Annotated in this window: 20 protein-coding genes; 5 read left to right on the forward strand and 15 right to left on the reverse strand. The window is 60.0% G+C overall.

Going from position 1 to position 21953, the window contains the following annotated elements:
* Positions 1–45 precede the first annotated feature (45 nt).
* Both KBY77_RS11725 and KBY77_RS11730 read right to left on the reverse strand, forming a co-directional pair.
* A complete protein-coding gene (locus tag KBY77_RS11725; RefSeq protein ID WP_255104593.1) occupies positions 46–453 on the reverse strand; it encodes a type II toxin-antitoxin system VapC family toxin in 408 nt (135 codons plus the stop codon).
* Positions 454–463: 10 nt separating this feature from the next.
* Positions 464–691, reverse strand: a complete 228-nt coding sequence (locus KBY77_RS11730) for a type II toxin-antitoxin system Phd/YefM family antitoxin (protein ID WP_255104595.1) — start codon at positions 689–691, stop codon at positions 464–466.
* A 116-nt stretch (positions 692–807) separates the two neighbouring features.
* Here KBY77_RS11730 and KBY77_RS16645 point away from each other — a divergent pair, with 116 nt between their 5' ends.
* The 3 genes from KBY77_RS16645 to KBY77_RS11745 all read left to right on the forward strand — a co-directional run bounded on the left by KBY77_RS16645 (position 808) and on the right by KBY77_RS11745 (position 3837).
* Complete coding sequence (locus tag KBY77_RS16645; protein WP_255104597.1) at positions 808–2280, forward strand: TerB family tellurite resistance protein; 1473 nt, start codon at positions 808–810, stop codon at positions 2278–2280.
* Positions 2277–3152: a hypothetical protein gene (locus KBY77_RS11740; protein ID WP_255104598.1), complete on the forward strand. Its 876-nt coding sequence runs from the start codon at positions 2277–2279 to the stop codon at positions 3150–3152. Before KBY77_RS16645 ends, KBY77_RS11740 begins: the two co-directional genes overlap by 4 nt.
* A gap of 214 nt (positions 3153–3366) precedes the next feature.
* Positions 3367–3837 carry a hypothetical protein gene (locus KBY77_RS11745; protein WP_255104600.1) on the forward strand — a complete coding sequence of 157 codons (471 nt, stop codon included), beginning with the start codon at positions 3367–3369 and terminating at the stop codon, positions 3835–3837.
* On the opposite strand, the gene KBY77_RS11750 is transcribed toward KBY77_RS11745, so the two are convergent.
* From KBY77_RS11750 to KBY77_RS11765, 4 genes are all read right to left on the reverse strand, one after another.
* A complete protein-coding gene (locus KBY77_RS11750; RefSeq protein ID WP_255104602.1) occupies positions 3801–4145 on the reverse strand; it encodes a hypothetical protein in 345 nt (114 codons plus the stop codon). The genes KBY77_RS11745 and KBY77_RS11750 overlap by 37 nt on opposite strands.
* Before the next feature lie 150 nt (positions 4146–4295).
* A complete protein-coding gene (locus KBY77_RS11755; RefSeq protein WP_255104605.1) occupies positions 4296–5984 on the reverse strand; it encodes a DUF262 domain-containing protein in 1689 nt (562 codons plus the stop codon).
* Positions 5981–10882, reverse strand: a complete 4902-nt coding sequence (locus tag KBY77_RS11760) for an Eco57I restriction-modification methylase domain-containing protein (RefSeq protein WP_255104607.1) — start codon at positions 10880–10882, stop codon at positions 5981–5983. Before KBY77_RS11760 ends, KBY77_RS11755 begins: the two co-directional genes overlap by 4 nt.
* A gap of 3 nt (positions 10883–10885) precedes the next feature.
* Positions 10886–13813 carry a DEAD/DEAH box helicase gene (locus tag KBY77_RS11765; protein WP_255104609.1) on the reverse strand — a complete coding sequence of 976 codons (2928 nt, stop codon included), beginning with the start codon at positions 13811–13813 and terminating at the stop codon, positions 10886–10888.
* Between the two features lie 315 nt (positions 13814–14128).
* On the opposite strand from KBY77_RS11765, the gene KBY77_RS11770 reads away from it, so the two are divergent.
* A complete protein-coding gene (locus tag KBY77_RS11770) occupies positions 14129–14698 on the forward strand; it encodes a DUF4236 domain-containing protein (protein ID WP_255104611.1) in 570 nt (189 codons plus the stop codon).
* Positions 14699–14884: 186 nt separating this feature from the next.
* Positions 14885–15163 (forward strand): hypothetical protein, encoded by a 279-nt coding sequence (locus KBY77_RS11775; protein WP_255104613.1) that lies wholly within the window; start codon positions 14885–14887, stop codon positions 15161–15163.
* A 33-nt stretch (positions 15164–15196) separates the two neighbouring features.
* Here the strand turns inward: KBY77_RS11775 and KBY77_RS11780 are convergent, their stop codons facing one another.
* From KBY77_RS11780 to KBY77_RS11820, 9 genes are all read right to left on the reverse strand, one after another.
* Positions 15197–15880, reverse strand: coding sequence for an HD domain-containing protein (locus tag KBY77_RS11780; protein WP_255104615.1), 684 nt, complete (start codon positions 15878–15880; stop codon positions 15197–15199).
* A 20-nt stretch (positions 15881–15900) separates the two neighbouring features.
* Complete coding sequence (locus tag KBY77_RS11785; protein WP_255104624.1) at positions 15901–16245, reverse strand: hypothetical protein; 345 nt, start codon at positions 16243–16245, stop codon at positions 15901–15903.
* 370 nt (positions 16246–16615) lie between these two features.
* The gene (locus KBY77_RS11790) at positions 16616–17245 is read right to left on the reverse strand and encodes a flavin reductase family protein (protein ID WP_255104626.1); all 630 of its coding nucleotides are present in this window, start codon (positions 17243–17245) and stop codon (positions 16616–16618) included.
* 217 nt (positions 17246–17462) lie between these two features.
* Positions 17463–17834 (reverse strand): AbrB family transcriptional regulator, encoded by a 372-nt coding sequence (locus KBY77_RS11795; RefSeq protein ID WP_255104627.1) that lies wholly within the window; start codon positions 17832–17834, stop codon positions 17463–17465.
* 76 nt (positions 17835–17910) lie between these two features.
* Entirely contained in the window at positions 17911–18378 is a 468-nt protein-coding gene (locus KBY77_RS11800; protein ID WP_255104629.1) for a thermonuclease family protein, read from the reverse strand.
* A gap of 155 nt (positions 18379–18533) precedes the next feature.
* Positions 18534–19079, reverse strand: a complete 546-nt coding sequence (locus KBY77_RS11805; RefSeq protein WP_255104632.1) for a hypothetical protein — start codon at positions 19077–19079, stop codon at positions 18534–18536.
* Between the two features lie 245 nt (positions 19080–19324).
* On the reverse strand, positions 19325–19993 hold the full coding sequence (locus KBY77_RS11810) for a hypothetical protein (protein WP_255104634.1): 669 nt from the start codon (positions 19991–19993) through the stop codon (positions 19325–19327).
* Between the two features lies 1 nt (position 19994).
* Positions 19995–20597: a hypothetical protein gene (locus KBY77_RS11815; protein ID WP_255104636.1), complete on the reverse strand. Its 603-nt coding sequence runs from the start codon at positions 20595–20597 to the stop codon at positions 19995–19997.
* 2 nt (positions 20598–20599) lie between these two features.
* Positions 20600–21953: hypothetical protein (locus KBY77_RS11820; RefSeq protein ID WP_255104638.1), on the reverse strand; the 1354-nt coding region annotated here is incomplete at its 5' end.

A 21953-nucleotide genomic window follows, 5' to 3' on the forward strand; every position in this document is an offset into this window, starting at 1 on the left:
GACCATTCGCGCAGGGCGGGTGAAGCCGTGGCGAAGGTCTGAGGATCACCCCACGGCCTCCACATGCTCTCCGTAGGCCACCAGGGTGCGATCGGCGCTGAGCAAGCGAAGGCCTTCCACCTGGGCCTGCACCACCAGCAGGCGGTCGAACGGGTCGCGGTGGATCCAGGGGAGGTGCTGCACGGCCAGCGCGTGTTCGGCGCGCACAGGCAGCTCGCGGAATCCCTGGCCAAGCAAACCCAGGCGCAAGGCGGAAGCCTCCACCTGGAAATCGGCTCGGCCGAGCGACGACTTGATGGCCACTTCCCACAGGCTCACCACGCTGAGCACCACCGGCTGGGCCGGATCTGCCAGAAGGCTCGCCACGGCAGCAGGCAACCGCTTCGGTTCGATCGCCCACCAGAGCAGCAGCTGGGTGTCGAAGAGCAGGGGCTGGGGTTCGGTGGGGGTCACTCTTGCGGGATCAGCCGAACAGGGCGTCGATCTCGCTGGCGAAGTCGGCCTTGAGATCGGCACTGGCCACGGCAGCACCCTGGAGGAACCCGCCGCGGCGAACCTCTGAGGGGTCTTGCACCGGCACCAGCCGCACCAGCGGCCGGCCGGCCTTGGCGATCACCACCTCCTCCCCCTCGAGGGCCTGGGCCACGTAGCGAGAGAGGTGGGTCTTGGCGTCGTGGAGGTTCACCTGCATGGACAGGACCCGCAATGGGATCAGCTTAGTCCGTTTGCGGCTAAGCCAGGTCAATCGGGAATGAAGCCGAGTGAGCCGGAAAGGAAGAAGATAATTGTGAAACTTGCCCCCCCGCCGTGGCCAACGCGAACCCAGCTGCAGATGGTGGCGGTTTTGACCCAAAAGCGATCAAGTCCGCAATTCTGGCTGAATTTGCGGATTTGAAGGAAACCGCTCAGTCATTCGGGGTGCAGTCGATCAAGGACGGCTCTTGGTTCGCCAAGTTCATAAAGAGCTGCCTGAGTAGCTATGACCGCACAATCATGGATCAGGGCGGCACTGAATACCTGCGGGCAAAGTATCCCGGCCTGCCCACCGATGCGATTGCTGGCAAGCTCTGCGAGCTGTCCGAAAAGTATGCGGCGATTGCCGGCGGTCTGTCGGGCGCCACAGCCAGTGCGGCTGTGCTCACAGCTGGGGTGGGATTACCTGCCGCCATCACTGGGGTCCTGGTGGAGGTGCTCTACACCGTGCGGCTGCAGATGCGGCTAGCCTATGACTTGCATCTAGCGTATGAAGTTCCTCTGGATGCCAATGACCCAGAAGAACTGATCAGACTCTTTGCACTTGTCTATGGTGTGAAGGCTGCTGAAGTGGGAGGCCTGGGAGTTAAGGCCTATGGACCGGAGGTGGCCCGTGCCCAGCTGTTTCGCCTGATCCATGGCAACACTCCCGCGATCCAGGCTGCGGCAAGAGCAGTGCTCGGGCCGAGAATCGCCAAGCAGATCACCCAGAAGGCCATTATCAAAACAGCGGTGCCTGTCGTGGGTGTCGGGATCTCAGCAGGCTGGAACTACGCCACCACCCGAATGCTAGGTGTCCGTGTGCGCCATGGTGTGCGGGTGACAGCAGCGCTGCGAGAAGAGACCCGTCGCCTGCAGGGTCAGATCGGTAGAAATGAAAAAGCGGAGGTAGCAGTTCTGGGAGGCTTATCAGCACTGGCAAATGCCGACAAAAGCTTTGACGACAAGGAACGAGAGGTTTACAACACCTTCCTGAAACAACTGTCCCTGCCGGAGGAAGAGTTGCAGCGCCTGGTCGAGCAGGTGGATGTCGACCTCAATGCCGTCTGTGCTGCCTTGAGCTCGATCCGAGAGCCAGCAAACCGTGAATCCGTAGCTCGATGTTTTTGCCTGATCGCCGCAGCTGATGGCGAGCTGGTGGCTGCCGAGCAGGAGGTGTTAGCGCGGCTGCTCGAAGCACTCGGGCAACAGCTACTGCTGGAGGAACTTCCTGCCCTGGCCCAGCGCTTCCGCCGTGAAGATGGTGCGATCGATCAAGCCCTGTTCGCCGTTGGCGATGTGGCCAATCGGGCCGGGGCCAAGGTGGGGGAAGCCGTTGGTTGGGCCGGCAAGCTGTTCAACAAGGAGAAGCCAGCGGAAGCAGGTGATCCCCATGCAGTGGAGTTCGAAGCGTCGGTAGAGGAGAAGACCAATGCGGTGATCCTGACAGGAATGGAGCAGCTGACACAGCGATTTGCTGCTGGGGAACTGAGCCAGGAGGAGTACAAGGTGCAGTTCGCGGTGCTGGTGGAGCAGCTGAAGAAATGAAGTACGAACCCATTACCAAGCTTTCGCTCAAGAGCCATCCGGAGCTCACGGAGCGTTGGGTGCAGGACCGCATAGCCGAACACCCTCAGATTCTTGGGCTGGGGGACGTGGTGCTCAAGGACAAGGAGCGCATCCATCCCAGAGCCGGCCGGCTGGATCTCTTGCTTCAGGACGCGGAGTCCAGCCATCGCTATGAGGTGGAGGTGCAGCTCGGCAAGACCGATGAATCCCACATCATCCGCACGATCGAATACTGGGACATTGAGCGCAAGCGCTATCCCCAGTACGAACACACGGCCGTGATCGTGGCGGAGGAGATCACGGCCAGATTCCTGAATGTGATTTCCCTGTTCAACGGCACAATCCCCTTGGTCGCGATCCAGATGAGCGCGGTGCAGCTCTCAGGCACGGTTTCGCTGCTCTTCACCACCGTGCTGGATGAAGCCCGCTTCGGCCTGGTGGATGAGGAGGAAGAGGTTCATGAGGTCACCGATCGTGCCTACTGGGAGGCGCGGGGATCCAAGGCCACCGTGGCGATGGCGGATGAGGTGCTCAAACTGGTGGCCGAGTTCGCTCCTGGCCTGGAGCTGAAGTACAACAAGTTCTACATCGGTCTTGCCACCAACGGTCAGCCCAACAACTTCGTGGTGTTCAGGCCACAGAAGAATGCCCTGAGAGTGGATGTTCGCTTGCCGCAAGCCCAGGAGACAGAAGATGCGATCGAAGCCTCGGGATTGGATGTGATGGACTACGACAAGCGCTGGGGGCGTTATCGCTTGAGGCTCAACAAGGGAGAAGTGGCCAAGTTCGCCGAGGTACTGAGTGCGTTGGCGAAACAGGCTTTTGTGGGAACGGGCAAATCTGATGGCTAAAAAGAAGGAAGTACCTTCACCCGAAGAGGTACTAGAGAATACTCACCGCTTCCTTCTCATTCAGCTCGTTACAATCCACTTCTCCTGGAATAATTACAAGGCACTCTTTGGCCACTCAAGAGAGCGCATTGATCTGTTAAATAGATGCGCGAGCAGTTTTCTCCATATGATACAATTCGCCATGTTGCAAGAACTTGAGCTTTCTATCGTGTGATTGCTTGATCCGCCGAGGCAAGGCAGCAACAAGAATCTGACCTTCCCAAAGCTTGTCGAAATGTCAGCCGAAGTCCTGGAGCCAGATCGAGTCATTCACCTAAAGCAAAAGCTTGACTATGCCCATAAATGCTCAAAGCGTCTCAAAAACAGAAGGCGAAAGGTTGTCGCTCACCTAGATACGCAAACGATCCAGAACGAGGATCAAGCAATTCTTGAATGGCCACGGATTGAGGAGATAGAGGACTCGCTTAAAGCCCTGGCAGAGCTAGCCAATGCTTATGAGCAAGTCATGAATTTGGCCGAGATGGCTTACGATGCCAGCGATGTAGAGGGCGAATCAGAAATCTTGGTAAATCACCTCAAAAATTCTCTTCGATTGAAAGAACTTGTCGATCAGGGAGACCTTAGTTGGGAATTGGCTTATCCCGATCGCTATTTGTTTTCAAAGAATCCCCAAACTCCACGATAATCCTCCACCCGATCACACCGATCAAACAGCGCCTCATAGGTGATAGTCCGCTCCACCGGCCCTCCAGGCAGCGTGTCATCGATGATCGTGCGCGCCACGGTGCCGGAGGTCATGTCGCAGATGACTTCCAAGCCGATCTCCTTATTCGCTCCACGCCCTTTGCCCTTGTGGGGGAAGCCGATGCCGGAGAGGCCCTTGGTGGCGGTGAACACGATGCGGCCGTTCTTGTCGTACCAGATATCGCGTTCGAGTTGCTGCATCACCGGGAACCAGTCGCGCCCTGAGCCCTGGTGAAACGGCAGAGCCATCGACACATAGGGCCCCTTGAGCAGTCGTTCGCGATCGGCGACAAAGCGATCGATCTGGCCAGCAAAGCCCGGGGTGGTGGGGTTGAAGGTGGTACGGATGGCATCTTGGGCTACCTGCTCCAGCTCATTGGCGGCAACGGAGGAGATCTTTTAGTTGGCGAGCTCCGCAACAACTCCAGTTGTGGCTTTGGAGATAGCGCTGGCAATCAGCTCTTGCCGCTGAGCCTGAAAAGTGTCGAAGTTGTCCGCCCACAAACCCGATTCAGGCTCGCAGGGGATCAGATGGCTCTGCAGCACCAGCTTCATGGGGAAGTCTGGCTGGTCGCGCAGCTCAGCCATGTAGGTGGAGGGTGCGAGGCAGCTGATGTGCTGGTTGGTGCTGCGGTCGATCAAGCAGCGGTTGAGCACGATGTCGCGTTGGCGGGATTCCAGACCCCGATCGGCCAGGAACTTGTCTGGGAAGATGTGGTGGTCGTCGATGCCGCTGCTGTCCAGCAGCTGGTGGTTGAGCACGGCACGGGTATGGAAGTCGAGCGGGGCGTTGCCGGAAGCAAGCATCAGGCAGATCGTGGCTCGGTAGAGGGAGCGTTGGCGAGGGGTGACTTCCCGTAGATGATTGGGATTGAACCGGAAGCTACGGACAGTTTCCGGCGGCTGAGCCTGGGGATCCTGGAACCAGGCGATCAGTTCGTTCACGTCGCGGGTGCTCTGGGTGTTTGGCGCGTTTTCGTAGGCCTGGCTGAACACCGAGCACCAGAACCAGCGCCGGATCTGCTCACGCTGGGCACCAACGGCCGCGCCTCTTGTGTCGTCGACACAGGCAAGCGCCGCTGCCATCGGCGGCAGCATGGTGGCGTAGGGCAACCAACGCGGCTGGAGAACCCAGCAGTCGTCAACAAGGATCGTGAGGGCACGATCCATGGCTTTTACAACCCGCGGCCACCAGTGGATCACGGTGTCGGCAGTGAGGTTGAGCACGTCGCCCCGTTTGCAGCTGCGGGCCTGGCCGCCGGCGAGGGCGATGGCCATCAGCAGGTAGTAGGGATCCACATCAAACCGACTGATCAGCGGGTGCTCAGCTCGGGCCTGCTCCCAGAGGTCACGCAGTCGCAGGTCGTGACTCCAGAAGCGGGCGGTGAGCAGCTCGAACACACTGAGCTTCACGCCAGTGCGGTTGAGCGTTTCAAAAATCGTGCAAAGGGCGGCGGGTTCGGTTTCTGCCGAAAGGGTTACGACTGGGAAGACATATTGATCGATGCGATTGATCCACTTCTCCTCAATTTCGTGGAGTTGATCTTCCAGTCGATCACGTTCCTCTCCCTGGCGGGTGCGGGCCACTTGCGCCGACCAACGAGAGAATCCGGTGCTGCCCCTATGAAGGACAGCGAGAGGCACGATCAACTCCTGGGCCTGAAAAGTGAACTCAGCGCGCCTGGCCACCGCGCTTTTGTTGTGGCGAAGGTAATGGATGGAATCTTCGAAGTCGTTGCCGTCGATCAGACCCCGCATATCGAGGTAGTAGCGGTGATCGCCGACGCCATAGAAGGCCTGGTAGAGGGAGGTGAGGCGCTGCTGGCCATCAAGCACCAAGAACGTGTGATCGGTACGGGCGGCGGGAGCGCCTTCAAATTCTCGGCTAGAGAAGGCACGTTGCCGGTCACGTACCCGCAGAATGCTGCCGGCGGGATAGTTGTTGGCGATCGAGACGATCAGGGCCTGAGTGGCGCTGGGCTCCCACACGAAATTGCGCTGAAAGTCGGGTAACAACATGTCGCCGCTATCGATCCGATCCAGCAGATCCAGTAGAGGCTTGGAGTTGGTGTCTTCGTAGATTGTCACTTGCTCAAACCCTTTTCATCAAAATATTGCCACGCTGCAATATATTCTTCCGAGCGAAAGAAGCGATCAAATGGTGCCTCGTATACAATTGCTCGCTCAACCGGTCCTTCGGGGGTTGTGTCGTCAATAGCTATCATTCTGGCAATAGACTCTCCCGCTGCTAAGATCTGATCCCAGCCATTAGCATTTTCGCGCCCAACCCTCGGCAAGCCAACACCGCCCAACGACTTGTCAGTTGTAAACACTATATTGCCGATCTTATCATAATACTGGCTTTTCTCGATCTGCTCTAGAACCGGAAAGCAAGTTCTAACCGCTGAGCACAGGTCATCAACTCCCAGCCCTATCTCCATTGAAACGAGGACATCAAGCTCAAGCAATGCCTGTCTGCGTGAGAATGGATTTGGTTGATCATGCAGATCTTTAAGTCGAATGTTGCTAGAAGACCAGCCAGTTCCTGGAGATGACAGTTGCTTTCTTTGAGCTAATTCATTAAGACCAGGTAGATAACTGTGCAGATGCAATAAGCGCGCACATGCAGCGCCAAAGCGAATGGAACCGCTTGGTATATATGGAAAAAGGCCGAACTCTTTGTCGGTAATATGACCTGATCCAGACATCCGAAGATTCATGTCAGACAGAATATTTAAGAAGCCTGTAGTTATTGACAGGAGATCCTCAATATTTACGAATGTCAAGCTTGAAAGAAGGTTTGTATGTCCTATGCAAGATGGCATAATGCATGCGGACAGAGACCTTTGACCAGCAGGGTCAACCATCTCGTTAAAGACCAGCTTGAATTCGCATCTGCCAAGTCGCGGGTCTTCTATTGAAGAGTCCCAGCTCGCCCTGCATGCCCTTCCTTCCTTCGTAATCAGGAAAGTTGACCTAGGTATTCCGCCATTAAGAACATAACCATGGTTGACAACTTCAAATGCTCGATGGGTATTACAAATTCTTTTAGGCGCCTTAAAGAATGGAGCTCCTAGAGTTGCATGGCGAGGTGATATTATTAACTCTTCAAAACTGGCCGGGAAAAATGTTTCTTTTACTATATACCCAGCTTCTTCCATTGCCGCCTGGTTGTAGGATCGCAAATAGATTGAATTCATATGAGCGACATCTATAGCCCTGTGCTTGTGGGTCGATGCCCTTTTCCCTGCCTCTGCAACAGCTTTGTTATGCGCGAAAATTAATTTTTGGCCATGGTAGGCATTTGACTGACCTTTTCCACCTTGCGTATCTTGCAGAAGGATCGACAGTGGCACAATTCGGTCTGGGTGGCCGCGAAGTGCCCATGAGCCATTTTCCTTTACTCCTGGACAGCCCAGGGCATTAGCAGGGAGGGCAAAGCAACTATCTATAGTCTTCGGATGAAATAAGTTGGATATCACAAGTGTATCCGCCTTGGCATGCGCGCCCTCCTCAGGCGTATTGCAGCTTATCGAGATACAGTATTTTCGCGTGTTTCCGATGTCGGCAAAGAGTTTTAGCTGGTTTTCAAACTGGAAAATATAGCGCGTGTTGCCTAGTGATAATTTCCGAATGGTCTGTCCTCCTGTTTCCCTCATAATCCCTGGGGGATGCAACAGTCCCACTGCTCCGTCTATTGATGAACAGAGTCGGCGGCATAGTAGGATGAAATTCTTATACAAATCAGGCTTGACGGACTGCATTCCCAGATAGTTAGAGTCTGCTTTCAGGAAGTTGCATATTCCCAGGTTTTCACATCCGCCAACTCTTGCCTCTTCGCAGGCAGTGCCTCTCGGCTCCAAGCGAGCCAATTCGCTCCACTTCTTGTTGACTTTGCTGGCGCTCCATTTTTGAACTATCACCTCGGGATATGTCTCTGAGAGTGTGTCTGCTTTATTCCAGTCAGGACTTACCCAGGGCGGATTTCCTACGGTCAGATCGAAGCCACCGTGCCTCATCAAGTCTGCGAATTCCAGATCCCAGTGCAATGGCCGGATCCGGCGGGCCACCGCTTCCACCAGGCGCAGCCGCTCAAACTCACTTTTGAGCCTTTCCAGATCCACAAACCCGTAGCGATCGGAAAAGTCCACCGCCAGCTGTTTGAGTTTGGTGTCGGCAAACAGATTCGTCTGGCCCAGCTCGGGCGCCACGCCCTGCTCCAGATCACCAAGGATCATGCTGAGCTCCAGCATCCAAGTGTTCCGGTTAGGTAGTGATTCCGCCTGGCGGATTGGCCAGAACCACAACGCTGTCCAGTAGTCCATCGCCCACTTCAGTCTCAGCCGAGCGTTGGTGTTTACCACATTGTGGCCTAATACCTCTTGCTCTTGGATGCGGTCCTTCAGTTTCAGGGGCGTCCAAGCTGAGCAATCCACATGATCTGATTCGCTGTCTGGCCAGACCGGCAGCGGGTCGGTGGTACGCGCTCGCAACTGCACCTGCTGCTTGGCCCAGTCCAGCCAAAGTTCATTCACCAGCTTGCTGAGCCGGAGCAGGTGAGCGATCTGCACTTCGGTAAATGCCTCGTCCACAAATGCCTTGTTCCAGCGTTTGCAGTGTTCGATCGCCTCGGGCTCCAGTTCCTTGATCACTTTGTCGATGTATGCCGTCATGCCCGGATCGGGCAGCAGAAAGTGGAAGATCGCATCGCCCGGCAGTGGCGCATCCCAGGCCAACTCCTCGGGTGCGTGTTCATGCCAGAGCTTGATGGGTTTGGATTTGCGGCCCGAGCCGGTGGGTAGCTGGCTCACCCGATAGATTTGGCGTCGGGCTCCGATCAGCGAGTTGCCGCAAACCAGCTGTTGGCTGAACCAGGGGATGAAAGCCCGACCATTCTCCGGCATGAAGATGCTGTTGAGCCAGAGACTTACCTCCGCCAGCTCAACGGCCACCGGATTGAGGTCCACTCCGAAAACGTTCTGATCGGCGAGGCGCATCTTCACCTTCTGCATTTCGGTGGCGTAGCGTTCGTGGGGAATGCTCATGCCCGTTTCCTGCTGGCGCCGCTCCAGGTAGGCCTGGGCCAGCTGGTTCACTACCTCATTCAAGAACGCCGCCGAGCCCATCGCCGGCTCGCACACCTTCAGCTGCAGGATGTCGGCCGCCGTTTTGCCGGGTAGCAGCTCCTTAAGGGCGTACTTCACCAGGCACTGGGTGAGCGATTCGGGCGTGTAGTAGCTGGCGCTCTTCTCGCGGTCGCGCCCAGCCAGGCGGTAGATGAAGCTGCCCTTGGGGTAGCACTTCGGTTTGCCGCTGCCCGGATCGGGCACGATCTCTTGGGCCTTGTAGGCCTTGAGCTGCTCGGCGGTCACGAAGTGGCCCACTTCCAGCTCGTCGTGCGCCTGGCCGCTGGCTTTGGTATTGTCGTCTTCCTCGTCGAAGTCGTCGTCGTCATCGCTGGAGGTGGCTTTGCCCTTCTTGGGGGCGGGCTGCACTTCATAGAGGTCTTCTTCCGCGAAGAACCCCCGAAAGCTGAGCAGGGCCTCATACACGGCGCCGAGCTGGTTGATGCCCAGCTGCGAGTAGCTCACCCGGCCGCGTCGCTTGCCCTTGCCTTCCTTGGTGAGCGACATCAGCTCGATCACCTCGCGCAACACCACGTTGCGGAAGCGAACCTGTGACCAGCGCTTCTCTCCTTTCGTATCTCTTAGAAGGCCATTGAAGATCGGCAGGCGCTCGGGATCGAATAAGTGGGCCTTCAGGGGCGTCAGCCGGAAGCTGTCGTGAAAGTGATCGTCGGCATCAGCCAGAGGCAGCTGGGCCGTGGCGTCGTCACGCTTGGGGTAGCCCTCCCAGATCATCTGGAACAGCCGATCAAGCGAATCGCTGATGTAGGTGCCTTCCTTGTCTTCCTCGCTGCCCAGCTCGGCCGTGTCCATCTCCCGCAGGCTTTCGAGGCTGTAGCCCAGTCGATACACATCGCTGCCCATCGGCGCATAGCCCAGATCTGGCCGGCTCTCGATGTAGAAGAGAAACAACAGCCGGTACATGTACCGTAGGCATTCGAGCGTGAGCTGGTTGGGATCCAGGCGCTCCTCGAATACCCCCTTCTTTTGGCCCTTGATGCAGGCCACTACCTCATTACCCAGCAGCTCGATCGAACGCCGCAGGGCGTACTTCAGATCGGTGGAAACCTCATAGGCGTGCTTGTGGCTGTTCTCATCAAGCTCATCCAGCAGCGGCGTACCGCCCCCGCTCGGGCAGGTGTGTTCGCGGTGCAGTATGGTAGCTACAGCCAGCAGGGCATCGGGGTTGTTGTCTCCTAGGAGCGTGTCGAGCTCGAAGCGCAGCAGCCGTGAGGCCGCCCACTTTTGCCGGTCGATCAGCAGCAGCTGGTCGCGGCTCACCGCCAGCACCCAGCGCGGCGGCACGTCCTGCCCGAACACACGCTTGGAGATCAGCTCCTCCCAGGTTTCGCCCTCCAGCACCTTGCCCAGGGATGGGTCGGCGATCTGGCATCCCCAGGTGGCCGCGATCGTGAGCTCCAGGGGATCGGATTGCTCGTTACTGGGGTTGAAGCACTCCACAGCCCACAGCCACGGTTCGCCTTTGGCGGTGCAAATCTCCGCCAGCAAAGGGACCTGGTAGGCCTCCCCGCCAACCAGCACCGGCTCAGACTTAGGGGCATAGGGATAGCCGAGCGCCTCAAGCAGCGGCTGGAAGAACAGCTCCCGCTGCAGCCTGAGCCGCTCCGCGGGGTCTTTGATGATTCCCTGCTCCGCTTCCCGCAGTTTCTGCCAGGGCTTGCGAAGGGCCTTGAAGCGTTGCTCTGGGGTGCTGATCTCCGCAGTGGGATCGGACTTCAATTGCTCCTTGGCCGCTTCGACCCAGCGCTCGCGCACCTTCTTGATGTCGCCCGTGAGAACGCTCTCGAGGTAGTGAGCGGAATAGAACTCGTTGGCGTTGCTGATGCCGGGAAGGGCCATGGGTCAGGCCTCCCCGTGAAGAACGGCCACCAGCTTCAGGTAGGGGGCGGGCTCAATGGTCATCACTTCCTCCACGAAGCGCTCGTGATCCTTGAAGCGCTCGTCGATGGTCTTCTGGTCGGCTGTGCGCTTCTTGTCCTTGATCTGCTTGGGCCTCTGGTCGGCGGCGTAGGCCAGCTCAAGCTGCTCCACCTGCCGACCTCTCAAGTGGCGCAGGCGCTGCCGCTGGGCCTCCAGCTCCGGCTGCATGCGCTCTTTCCATTGCTCGCGGCACTCCAGCAGGTATTGATGGGCCGCATCCACAGCCACCTTGCGTTGCTGCTTGATGGAGTCGGCGATGACCGCGCCCGGGTTCGCGTAACTGCGGCGACCCAGCTGCAGCCGCCCAGCCACCGCTTCGAACGGCTCCACGGCCGCCACCCGCAGGCCGCTGCCCGCAAAGTGCACGGCCACCCACTCCTGCACCACCGGCACTCCACGCTGGTTGGGGATCGTGCCCTGCAGCACCATCACCACCTCGCCCGGATCGAGCTCTTCGCTGAGTTGCAGCACCGGCGCCTGGTGGCGGGCAAAGGCGATCAAGCCGCGGTCAGCCAGCCAGTCCACCAGCGGGTGCAGATCCCAGAGGTATTCCAGTTCCGGTCGGGCGCTGTCCTGCCGCCGTGCCTGCTCCAGGGCGCGCTGCAGGGCCTCCGGGTCGGTGCTGAGCGCCAGGCGCTGGCCGCGGGGCGGCTGCAGCTCGCGGGGGTAGCGGTCGTAGCGCCGCTGCAGATCATTCGGTGGGCTGAGCTCGAGGCGCTCTTCGGCCGGGTAGGGCTTGAGGTCGAGCTTTTCGCCGCGGCGCTCCATCTGCTCGCTCACCGCCTCAAGGGAGCGCTCCACATAGTTCCAGAGGCTCGGGAACAGGCTGAAGGCTCGGCTGCGCTGCACCGCAGGGCCTGGCTCATCGGGAATGACATTGCCGTCAGTGCTATCGCCGTCATCAACGCCGAACAGATCATCAAAGTTGAACAGGCCATCGTCGCTGGCTTGCTTCAAATAGCGCTCTGCGTTGGCCTCCATTCGCGCTTCTAAGCCTGAGGCGTCGCCGGCTTCGACCGCTTTCTCGATCTCTGTTTCCTCCGCTGCCGGATCGAACACCCTCAGGAACACCGAGGGATCCCCGATGTTCTGCTGGGCCTGCGCGTCTTTCTTGATCAGCACCCGCAGGATCTTCTCGGTGTCGCCCATGCCCTCGCTGCGGGAAGCCGTGAGCAGGTAACGGATCTGGGGTTGCTGCGGCTGGCCATAGCGATCGATGCGGCCATTGCGCTGCTGCAGGGTCATCAGCGACCAGGGGATGTCGAAGTGCACCAGCCGATGGCTGAGGTAGTGCAGGTTCAGGCCTTCTGAGGCCACTTCGGTGGCCACCAGGATTCGCACCGCCTCCTTCTCCTGGGCGAACTGCTCCACCACCTTCGTCTGCTCCACATCGGCCATAGCGCCATCGAGCTGCACCACGGCGCCCTTCGGCAGGCCCAGATCCTGGGGTAGGTGTTCCACCAGGAATCGCTGGCTTTCGCGCCGCCCGGTGAAGATCACCAACCGGTCCTTCGGGTCCTTGCCCCTCCAGCTCCAGTCGGAGCGGATCAGCTGCAGCAACCTCTGGTACTTGGAGAAGTCTTCGGCGCCAATCGCCACCAGCAGGGGTTCCAGTGGCACCAGGGCCGCGATGTCGGCCGGGGCTGGTGTGGTCCCAGCTCGCAGCTTTTGGAGGCGGTTGCGTACGGTTTCCAGTGCCGCCATCGGGCTCGAGAGCATGCTCTTGGCCAGGGTGGTGCGGAACAGCTGGCCCGCCTTGGCTTTGGCATCGGTGTCGGGCAGTTTCAGATCGGCCAGTAGGGCGAACACCCGCTCTTCCCTCTCGCTCGCCTGGCACTCCACATCTCTGCTCTCCCGCTCCTTGACGGTCTTGCGTAGGTCAGCGATCACGTCCTTGCGGAAGCGCCGCACATAGAGGTCCTTGATGTCCTCCTTGGTGTACTGGATCGGGTTGGCAATCGCCGTGGCATCGAGCATGTTCATCAAGCTGGCGAAGCTCTTTGAACTGCCGTCGTGGGGTGTCGCCGAGAGCAGGATCAAAGTGTCAGAGCGGGTCGCCAGTCGCTTCGCCAGGCGGGCCCGTTGCGAGTTCTGCGCAGAACTCTTGCCGCGCTCGGCCACGTTCTGGCATTCATCGATCACGATGATGTCCCAGCTGGCGCTATCGAGGTAGTAGCGGTATTCGCGGTCGTTCTTCAGCGTGTCCACCGACACGATCGCCTTGTCGTAGTAGTGGAAGGGGTTCTGGTTGGTAGGGATCTGCTCGCGGATCCGCTGGATCCCCACTGAATCGAGGCGCACCAGGGGGATCGAGAAGCGTGTCCAGAACTCCTTCTGGAACTGCACCAGCATGCTCTTGGTTGTGACCACCAGGATTCGCTTGCCCCGGCCCCGGCGGATCAGCTCGCTGCAAAGGATGCCGCACTCCAGTGTCTTTCCCAGCCCCACCGCATCGGCGATCAGCAGCCGCTGGCGCGGCATCGCCAGAGCCTTGGCGGCGGGCTGCAGCTGGAAGTCCATCACGTCCATCGCCGCCAGATGGCCCACCACCAGGGATGCATCCGTGGGCACCGTGCGGCGCAGATGAGCCTCGATGAACAGCAGGCTGTCGCGGTACTGGGGTGAGGGATCAGCCACCAGCTCGGTGTCTTCCGGCTGCAGCACCTTGAAACTGCCAGCCGCCTGTTCCACCTCCACGATGAAACGGGCCTCCTTCTCCCGCAGGAAAGCCGACACGCCCACCACATCCACCACCTGCTGGCCGTCGGAGCTGCGGCCCAGGCTGCGCACCATCCACTCAGCGCTGCGGCACTCGATGCGGGCTCCGGGGGCGAGGACGGCGGCGCTCATGGGTCAGACCTCCTCACCACGAATTGGCCTTGTTCGGTCCGCCTGGGTACAACGTCCGACGATTGAATCTGTTCGAGACGGCTCAAAGGGGGCTCAGCTCCTGACTGGCAGTGTCGAGCCCCTTCACCTGCAAGAGGGTTCCGTTCATGCGAAGGACCAGGCAGCCACTGGCAAAGCGCGCGCTAATGAGACCACAAACGGGCAGTTTGAACGGGCCATGGCCGAATTGAGGTTATCTCGGAGAAGAGTCACCGCAGCACGAGCAGCAGGCGGCAGGATCTGCTTACCCCTTGGCTCCTGAGCCGGTGCGGTCCCATGCCCTTCCGCTTCCGCCGCAGCGCCCGCCTCGGCCCCCTGCGCTTCAACTTCAGCAAGAGCGGTCTCAGCTCGATTTCGCTTGGGGGTAGGGGAGCTTCCTTCAACATCCCAGTGGCCCGCTCAGGCGGTCCCCGCACCACCGTGGGGCTGCCCGGCACGGGGCTGAGCTGGAGCGTTGAACACAGGCCAGAAGCTGATCAAACGGCCCCGGCGCGACTCCCCGCTGGCCCGGCGGAGGGCCTGCCCAACAGCCGCCGCTTCCGGCCTGGCCAGCTGGATTCCTTCAAGCAGGGGTGCCTGGGCGTGTTGCAAAAGAAGCTGTTCGCGGCCGGCTCCCAAGGCCGGTTGATGTGGGACCTCAACCTGATCACCCGGCTGCTGACGGATCCCTCCATCGGCAGCCGAACCCAGGGCCTGCTGGCCGTGATCGAAACGCCGGAAGCGATGGAGGCCTACTTGCTCCGCGCCCAGAGCCAGGACGACGTGAAACGTCGAGCCCATCGCTGCGTCGAGGCGGCCAAGGAAGCGGCTCGCCTGGCCCAGATCCGGGGATGGCTGCGGCCATGACGGTCACCCGTCGTTCCTGATCCGTCGCCTAGCGCAGAAAACTCCTGCTGGCGCAGGGGCACGCGCCGGGCCTTCCCATCGTCCGCCCCGCGGCAAGGGCGGTGCAAGTCGGCCTGGCGGCCGACCCTTGCCATGCGCTGCGGCGTTGGGGGCGTCCCGTCTGCGCGCCAGCTGGCGCCTGCTGCCATGCCCAGTCCTCTCCCCCACTCCAGCGATCCCGCCCTGCTGCTGCGCCGCTGCCGTGAAGCGATCCATGCCGTGCTTGAGGCCCCGGAGGCCAGGCGCGCCCATGGAGCTCCCTTCTGCCCCAGCGAGCGCCGATTCCTGCAGCTGGTGGTGCTGCCGGTGATCGATCAGTTCCTCGGCCGCCTCCAGCTGATCCGCGCCGCCCAGGAGCAGCAGCAGTGGGAGCACTATGCGGCCGTCCCGCCTGAGGAGGCCGGGCCCTCTTCAGGCGGTGGCTGAGAGGCGGCACCAGAGGGTGTGGCGCCAGGGCGCTCACACCGGCATCGGCTGTGAACCCTGCTCCCGCCGCTCGAGGTAGCCCGTGGCCCACACCACCGGGGTGATGCCGCGGGGGATGATCCGTTCGTAGGCCTGGCTGCGCAGGATCTCGTTCACGGCTTCTCCCAGCAGTTCATTGGAGCGGCTTCCCGGCAGCCGGTGGCTGAGGGTCTGGTGAATGCGCAGCAGGTACCAGGCGGTGCCATCGAGGCCGGCGTTGAAACGCTCCCAGCTGCCGGGGTTACGCCGGGCATCGAGCACCATGTCACGGGCGTTGTGGGCCTTGTCGGCCGCCGTCACCAGCAGCGAATCGAGCGGCTTGTGCTCCAGCGAGGCCACATAGCGCGTCTTGCGCACAATCCAGGGTTCCTTGACGCCGCCTGCAGCCACCGGCCCTGAGGTGTCGGTGCAGTCGCTCACGATTCGCCCCACCCGCTCTCCATAGCGCCCGGCGATCGAGGACTCGTCCTGATCGGCGTCCTCGATGGCATCGTGCAGCAGACCGGCAATCGCCTGATCTTCCGTTCCGCCGTCTTCCCAGACCAGGCCGCTCACGGCGATCAGGTGGGAGATGTAAGGCACCTTCTTGCCCTTGCGGGTCTGATTGCGGTGCAGCTGGGCGGCCCAGAGCAGGGCCTCGTCGTAGCGCTGGCTGTGGGTGGGGAGTTTGTTTTTCATCGGCTTCATCTGCTGGGGGTTCATGGTGTGGCTTTGGCCTCCGTTTCTCGCGCTTTGCGGGCCTCATAGGCCTCATAGAGCAGGTCCATTTCGGCTTCCGGGAGGGGGTCCTGGATCTTGCCGCCATCAAAGGCTTCGGCGCCGAAGTAGCAGCGGGCCCGTTCCTCGTGGATCCGGTCCCACCAGTCGCCACCAATCAGGCGGGCCCAGAGATCAGGGAATGGCTCCCACGCCCTGCGAATGGCATTCCAGATCGCTTCGGTGTCAGGGCCATCGCCCATGCGGGCCAGGGTGACGGGCCTTCCGTGGTTGCCGTCGTCATCGTCTTGCCAGGGATCTTCCTTGGCGTAATACCTCAATGTCATCGGTGCCTCCGGGGTTGGGAAAACCCCCCGGGCAGCGCCTGGAGGTTCATTCTCTCCCGAGTGGGTCTCCCTCCCGTTCATCGTCATGACGGCGGAGGCTGCGACCACAGGATCAGAAAGGACCTAACCAGGAGATCTAAGATGGCTCTAATCGGAGCTGGGATGGTGCATGCTCCGCTTCAGGATTGCAGTCCAGGCGCTGGGGCTGGTCAAAGCCCACTGCTGGCGCTGGCCCAGTGGTCTGATCACGTCAGCGGCTTCCTGGTGTCCTGCGAGCCATTTCATTGAACTGGGAGCGGCGGCCCCGCAGCCATCTGGTGTTTGCCGACAATCGCGTCGCTCAGCTGTTGGCCAGCCTTCCGTACTGCCTTCAACCCAGCAGCCTGGGGCGCAACAGCTCGAACACTTCCCCCAGGCGCGTGTAGTCGTTCAAGGCCAATTTGCCTACGGGGCGGAGTGCTTCCGCAGAGGCGGCCCCCGAAGGACCTAGGCAACGCTCCTGCACATGCACCATCACCACTTGGCCCAGAGCCATGGTGAATGTCGTGCCAGGTACGGGGATCAGCTCAAGCAGTTCACATTCCAGGCAAGCGGCGGCATCCCGCACGCGTGGGGCCTCGATGCGGCTGCCTGGCACAGCCGTCAGGCCTGCGGCTTCGAATTCATTGGTGCCAGGTGGGTAGTCGGTGGCTGTGATGTTCATCTGCTCAACGAGCCGGTCATTCACCACATGCACCGCAAAGCAGCGGGTCTGTCGGATGTTCCGCAGGGTGTCCTTCTCCCGATCGCGCCGTGCACCGATCGAGACCATCAGCACCACCGGCTGATCACTCACGGCATTGAAGAAGCTGAACGGTGCCAGGTTGGCTTGCCCCTCGCTGCTGATCGTGCTCACCCAGGCAATCGGCCGAGGCACCACCAGGCTGGTGCAGAGCTTGTAGAGAGCCCCACCATCCAAGGTGTCCGGGTCGATGGAGCAAATCGGCTCGGGTTCGAGCATCGACGGGCCGTGGTCAGGGGCACACCATGCTGCAGCAACCGCCCACAGGCTCGGAGTTTTGCATCAGCTCCACATGGAAGCGGATCGCCGAGAGTCGCTTGAGATCTGGCTGTGCCGAGAGCAGTTGGTGCACAGAAACCGAACGATGCCGCACTCCGGATGGCTCGTGAAGCTGTCGGCCATCGAAGAATCTGCTGCCTGGATTCAGGCGCGTCGATCAATCCTCCTCGTCGCTGGCGCCAACAGGGATCAGCCGGATCTGCTTCTTGCCCAGCTTGATCTCGAACTCATCGCCTGGTTTGAGGCCAAGCAGACCGGTGTAGGCCATGCCGACCAACAGGTTGCCGTTGCCCTGCACCTTGGCGATGTAGCTCAGAGAGCGGCCACCTTGGCCTTTGCCATTGCCACCGCCATCTCCGAGGCTGACGCCCTTGGCTTCCAGCAGCGCCTCATAGAAAGCGGTGAAGTTGAGTCGCTCACTTCCGTCCTTCTTGCTGCTCACGTAGCCGCAGGCGCGCACCAGATCGGACTTGGAGGCATTTCCAAGCTCCTTGACTTTGGCGAGCAGATCAGGGCCGGTGAGTGCCATCAATGTGGGGCAACAATCAACACACCCTAGCGGAATGGGAGAGTCTGCTAACACCGATGGTGCGTTGTTCATCATCTCAGCGGCGTAGACTTTCACACGCCTCTCGATCGCTGATGCGATCGAGATACCGGTGGCCACCCGGAATGGATCCGGAAGCACCACCGGATCGAGTCGATTCGATCACGCGGCGAAATTCCCAGGGCCTGGTGATTCCGCCTGATACCTGCCACACCCCAATTCGGCGCCGACTGGCCCGTGCTTCGGCATCGAGGTACTGCTGGGTGTTGAACTGTCCCAGGTACTTCCGGTAAGCAAATGCCTGGCCGTCTTCCACCATCGCCAGATTCCGGTTCACCGTCCCGATCACTTCGGCAACGGTGCGGCCATAGCGATCGATGGTCTGCGGGATCAGCCGCACATTACTGCCGATTCGCAACCTGCTCTGCAGATACCGGCGTGCCTGCTCGCCATGGGGGGCTTGGGCGATCTCCGGAGCGTCAATGCAGGCCAGCCGCACCGTGATCCGCTTGCCGTCTTCCAGCACTCGGATGGTGTCGCCGTCACCGATCGAGAGAAAGGCAGCACGTTATTGTGGTCTGTGCAGGCGAGCGCCAGGACAAATTTACAAGCAGCAGAGCTGGGAGCGGCAGGTAGAGCCTTGGCATTGCGTGAGCCTGAAGGGCATTGGCGCCAGTAAGTTCAGTTCACGTCTGGATCCAGTCCCGCCAGGAAGGTGACACTGCCAAGGCTGCTTACCATCTCAACTCCCTCTGAGTTGCTAGTAAATTTACCAACTTCGCGATCGGGCTTGCCTTGCCCATCCTTGCTGAAGATCTCAACACCGCCGCTGCTCCAGAACACATAACTACTGGTATACCCGTCAGACCAGCGAACATTATAGACAGTATGACCATTCGTGTTTGTGGAGACACTGGCCTGACAAGACAGTGTTTTAGTTGACGAGTCGCGGTAGCTACGGAACGTGCAGGGTTCCCAGCCTGATTCACTCAACGAACTATCCGAAGACATTGAACCAGAGTTGTCTTTTGGTTGAAGTTGCTGTTTTGGGGGAGACATTTCGCTGATTCGGGGGTCAACGACTACTGGCACTTCAGGCTCACTGGAATCAAGGTGTTGCTCTGCCTTGGGCGCCGGTTTCATACCTTGAGGGGAGGATCCTCTAATTCTTGTTTCTGTCAGATTTATGGAGGCCAGTCCAATCACCATCACCACGAACACCGTCAAGGAGCCCAAGAGAATCGACCGGGGGATTTCCGACCTCGACGATGCGGTTGCTGGAAAATAGCTCACCGATGATTCACGGCCTGGAGGAGTGTTTGGCCGCCTGTTGCTTCGGCCGGCTGACACTCCTGATTGAGATGTCTCCATTGATGGAGATGGGGGCACAGGCGTGGGCTGATCCAGCGCCTGAAGCAGCTCATCGGCGCGGGAGGCAATGTCCTCGGGATCTCCCTGGCGCTCGTTCTGGCTCATGGCTGAGTCTCCGAAATCCTCAACAGGCGGCTGAGCAGATCCTGCTGAACCTGCAGTTGCGAGCGAAGCTCGTTGAGCTCGCTCTCATGCCGGGTCATCTGCTGGCTCACCCGACGCTCCAGATTTTCCAGCCGGCGCAAGAGCATCATCTGCTTCTTCTGCTCAGGGAAGGGGCGATGACGGGGCACCATCTGGCCTGGGCTGAATAGGGTCCACCGTTGGCCGCGCACCACTGGCTTGAAGACTGGAAGTGACTGCAACACCAGATCCTGGGAACCTTCCAGGCCTTCGGGCCTGGGAAAGATCTGCTGGAAGGTCTCGCTTTGCCACACCCAGGAGGGTGGATCAGCCTGAACCCAAACGACGGCGTCACCACCGATGAGCTCGCAGAGTTGAAAGACTGAGTCGGTCTTGGCCTCGGTGAGGCGAAGACCGTGCTGGGCCGTGAGGGTGAGCTCTGCCGGAGCCTGGTAAGCCGCCACGGCCTCGGGAGAACGGCGTAACAGGCGGGTGAGAAGGAGTTCATCAACGGGCCATGGCCTGCGGGCCGGAGATTGGCCGGGAGGCTCTGGCGGTGAAGAGGGTCTCGCCGTCTGGGCCTGAAGCTGCTCGATGTCTCGCTCAAGTTGCAGCAAACGGTCAAGCGGTGAGGGTGTGGCCTCCATCTCAACGGTCCTCCTGACGAGTGAAGCGCAACTCGATGCGACGCCGCTCGGCTCGATCCTTCGTGTCGGCGGGGGCATAACGACCATCCGCCGCAATCAGGCTACCGGCGGAATAGGGGCGGATGATCAAGCCCTGCTTGCCATCGGGATCAAGCCTGGCCCTGAGCTCCTGAGCCACTGCCAAAGCGCGGAGCAGCCCCAGATCCGTGTTCGAGCCGGCCAGAAAACCGCTCATAGCGGAGGAGCGACTGGCCTTCGGCATCAGCAGATCGAGGTTGCTCATCCCTGGCGAGGGCTGGCCATCTGTGTGGCCAATGACTTCTACACTGTCGATGCGGTACCTCTTGATGATCGCCCGGATTTCCGGCAAGCGGCGATCCAGGGCTTTTCTGAAGTCGGGACCGAGCACATAGCTGCCTGTGGTGAAGCGAAAGGACTCCCGCTCCGTCAGAGGGACCAGTGGTGGTTTTTCGTTGCTGGCTCTGGCCAGGGCTGCGATGGCCACGGTGAGCAGCAGGATCAGAAGGCTGTTGCTGAGCAGATCGGTGTAGCCGATCCAGTAATTAGTGTCGCTGTCCTGGGAGCGCCGGCTGGAGCGAGCCATCTTCAGAGGCCTCCGACAACATCTCGGCCATCGGATTCTTTCAGGGAACGGAGATTAAGTAGGCGAGACTCCAGATCATTCAGTAACTGGATAAGACCATGGCTAAGGTCCCGGGCGTTACGGGTCGGCTGATCAAGTTGAGCCAACGCGGTTCGCTGGGTGTCGATGGCGGTACCAAGATCACGCTGTAACTGGTTTCGCAGTTGCTCGATGGTCTCGCGGGCTTGCTTACTGCGCTCGGCCAGCACAGCGTCATCCTCGAGTTTGGCGTTCTGCACAGTGGACACGTAGGCGCTGGTGAGGTCATCGAGACGCACCACATTGCGGTTCCAGTTGCTGAGCGCAGCCTCGAGGGCAGCCGCAAACACCTGGCAGCTTTCGGCCACGGAGGCATCGGTGGCCAGGCGAGCGCGAACCGATTCGGCAACCTCCAGCGCCAGCTTGCGATCGCGCATGACCTCCAGGCGGGCTTCTCGGAGCTGCTTGCTGGATTCAGTAGCCGATTGGTTGCTCTGGTCCAGGGACATGGTCGCCTGCTGCAGCGACTGAATCTCCTGCTGGATCTGTTGGCTGGCAAGTCGACAGGTCTGCAGTTCCGTCTCCGCCGTCTTGGCGAGCAGCTTCCAGTCCGACTGAGTCGCCATCAGCGCATCACGCACATCTACAAGACGGGCACTGAGGCCATCGGAGCTGGCTGTGATCTGTTCCTGGGACTCCTGCAGGCTCTGCACTGATTGCTGCAGGGTCGAGGCGAAGTCGGTGTCGCGAAAGGCTTGGGCGGCCTGCACGAAATCCTGCCCGCTTTCGTTGAATGCATTGGCCACGCTTCCCAGCTGACGAACGGCAATCTGGGCCTGTGATGTAAGGGTGGTATTCACATCGAAGATGTCCTTCAGCTTGGCAGAAAAGGCCTCCTTCATAGCCGATTCGACCGCCGCATAGACGGCCACAGGGAGTTCACGGGTGGACGCGTTCAGATCCTGAATCGATTGGCGCAAGGGAGCCATTACCTTGCTGCCGAGCTGCTGGGGAAGCACGGTTTCCAGCCAGCTGCTCAACAAGGCTTCGCAGCGCTCCAGGCAATTCCTAGTACCGAAGATCTGCGTCCAGATCAGCACCAACAAACTCAGAAATAGACCCAGCAGGCTCGTCTCAAACGCGGCTCCCATTGGAGCCACAATGCCCGAGAGGGCTGTCATAGTTTCTTCCGTACTTGCATTCTTCCCTAGGAGTTTGCGGAAAAACCGGCTGAACAGTCGTGTTTTCCCTCCCGAGAGCTGATCCCGCTCTGTTCGTGCTGTATTTCGCTGATTCAGCGATTCAGAACTCCCGAAATCAGTCGTATCGCCTCGTCTT

This window comes from Synechococcus sp. Cruz-7E5, from assembly GCF_024345995.1.
Classification (GTDB): Bacteria; Cyanobacteriota; Cyanobacteriia; order PCC-6307; family Cyanobiaceae; genus Regnicoccus_A.

Excerpts from the sequence above, each read along its gene's own strand:
- KBY77_RS11765 (WP_255104609.1), bottom strand. The coding sequence starts at position 13,813 with ATGAGCGCCGCCGTCCTCGCCCCCGGAGCCCGCATCGAGTGCCGCAGC.
- KBY77_RS11780 (WP_255104615.1), bottom strand. The coding sequence starts at position 15,880 with ATGAAAAACAAACTCCCCACCCACAGCCAGCGCTACGACGAGGCCCTG.
- KBY77_RS11795 (WP_255104627.1), bottom strand. The coding sequence starts at position 17,834 with ATGGCACTCACCGGCCCTGATCTGCTCGCCAAAGTCAAGGAGCTTGGA.
- KBY77_RS11785 (WP_255104624.1), bottom strand. The coding sequence starts at position 16,245 with ATGACATTGAGGTATTACGCCAAGGAAGATCCCTGGCAAGACGATGAC.
- KBY77_RS11810 (WP_255104634.1), bottom strand. The coding sequence starts at position 19,993 with ATGGAGGCCACACCCTCACCGCTTGACCGTTTGCTGCAACTTGAGCGA.
- KBY77_RS11775 (WP_255104613.1), top strand. The coding sequence starts at position 14,885 with ATGCCCAGTCCTCTCCCCCACTCCAGCGATCCCGCCCTGCTGCTGCGC.
- KBY77_RS11770 (WP_255104611.1), top strand. The coding sequence starts at position 14,129 with ATGCCCTTCCGCTTCCGCCGCAGCGCCCGCCTCGGCCCCCTGCGCTTC.
- KBY77_RS11730 (WP_255104595.1), bottom strand. The coding sequence starts at position 691 with ATGCAGGTGAACCTCCACGACGCCAAGACCCACCTCTCTCGCTACGTG.
- KBY77_RS11750 (WP_255104602.1), bottom strand. The coding sequence starts at position 4,145 with ATGGCTCTGCCGTTTCACCAGGGCTCAGGGCGCGACTGGTTCCCGGTG.
- KBY77_RS11815 (WP_255104636.1), bottom strand. The coding sequence starts at position 20,597 with ATGGCTCGCTCCAGCCGGCGCTCCCAGGACAGCGACACTAATTACTGG.
- KBY77_RS11740 (WP_255104598.1), top strand. The coding sequence starts at position 2,277 with ATGAAGTACGAACCCATTACCAAGCTTTCGCTCAAGAGCCATCCGGAG.
- KBY77_RS11790 (WP_255104626.1), bottom strand. The coding sequence starts at position 17,245 with ATGCTCGAACCCGAGCCGATTTGCTCCATCGACCCGGACACCTTGGAT.
- KBY77_RS11760 (WP_255104607.1), bottom strand. The coding sequence starts at position 10,882 with ATGGCCCTTCCCGGCATCAGCAACGCCAACGAGTTCTATTCCGCTCAC.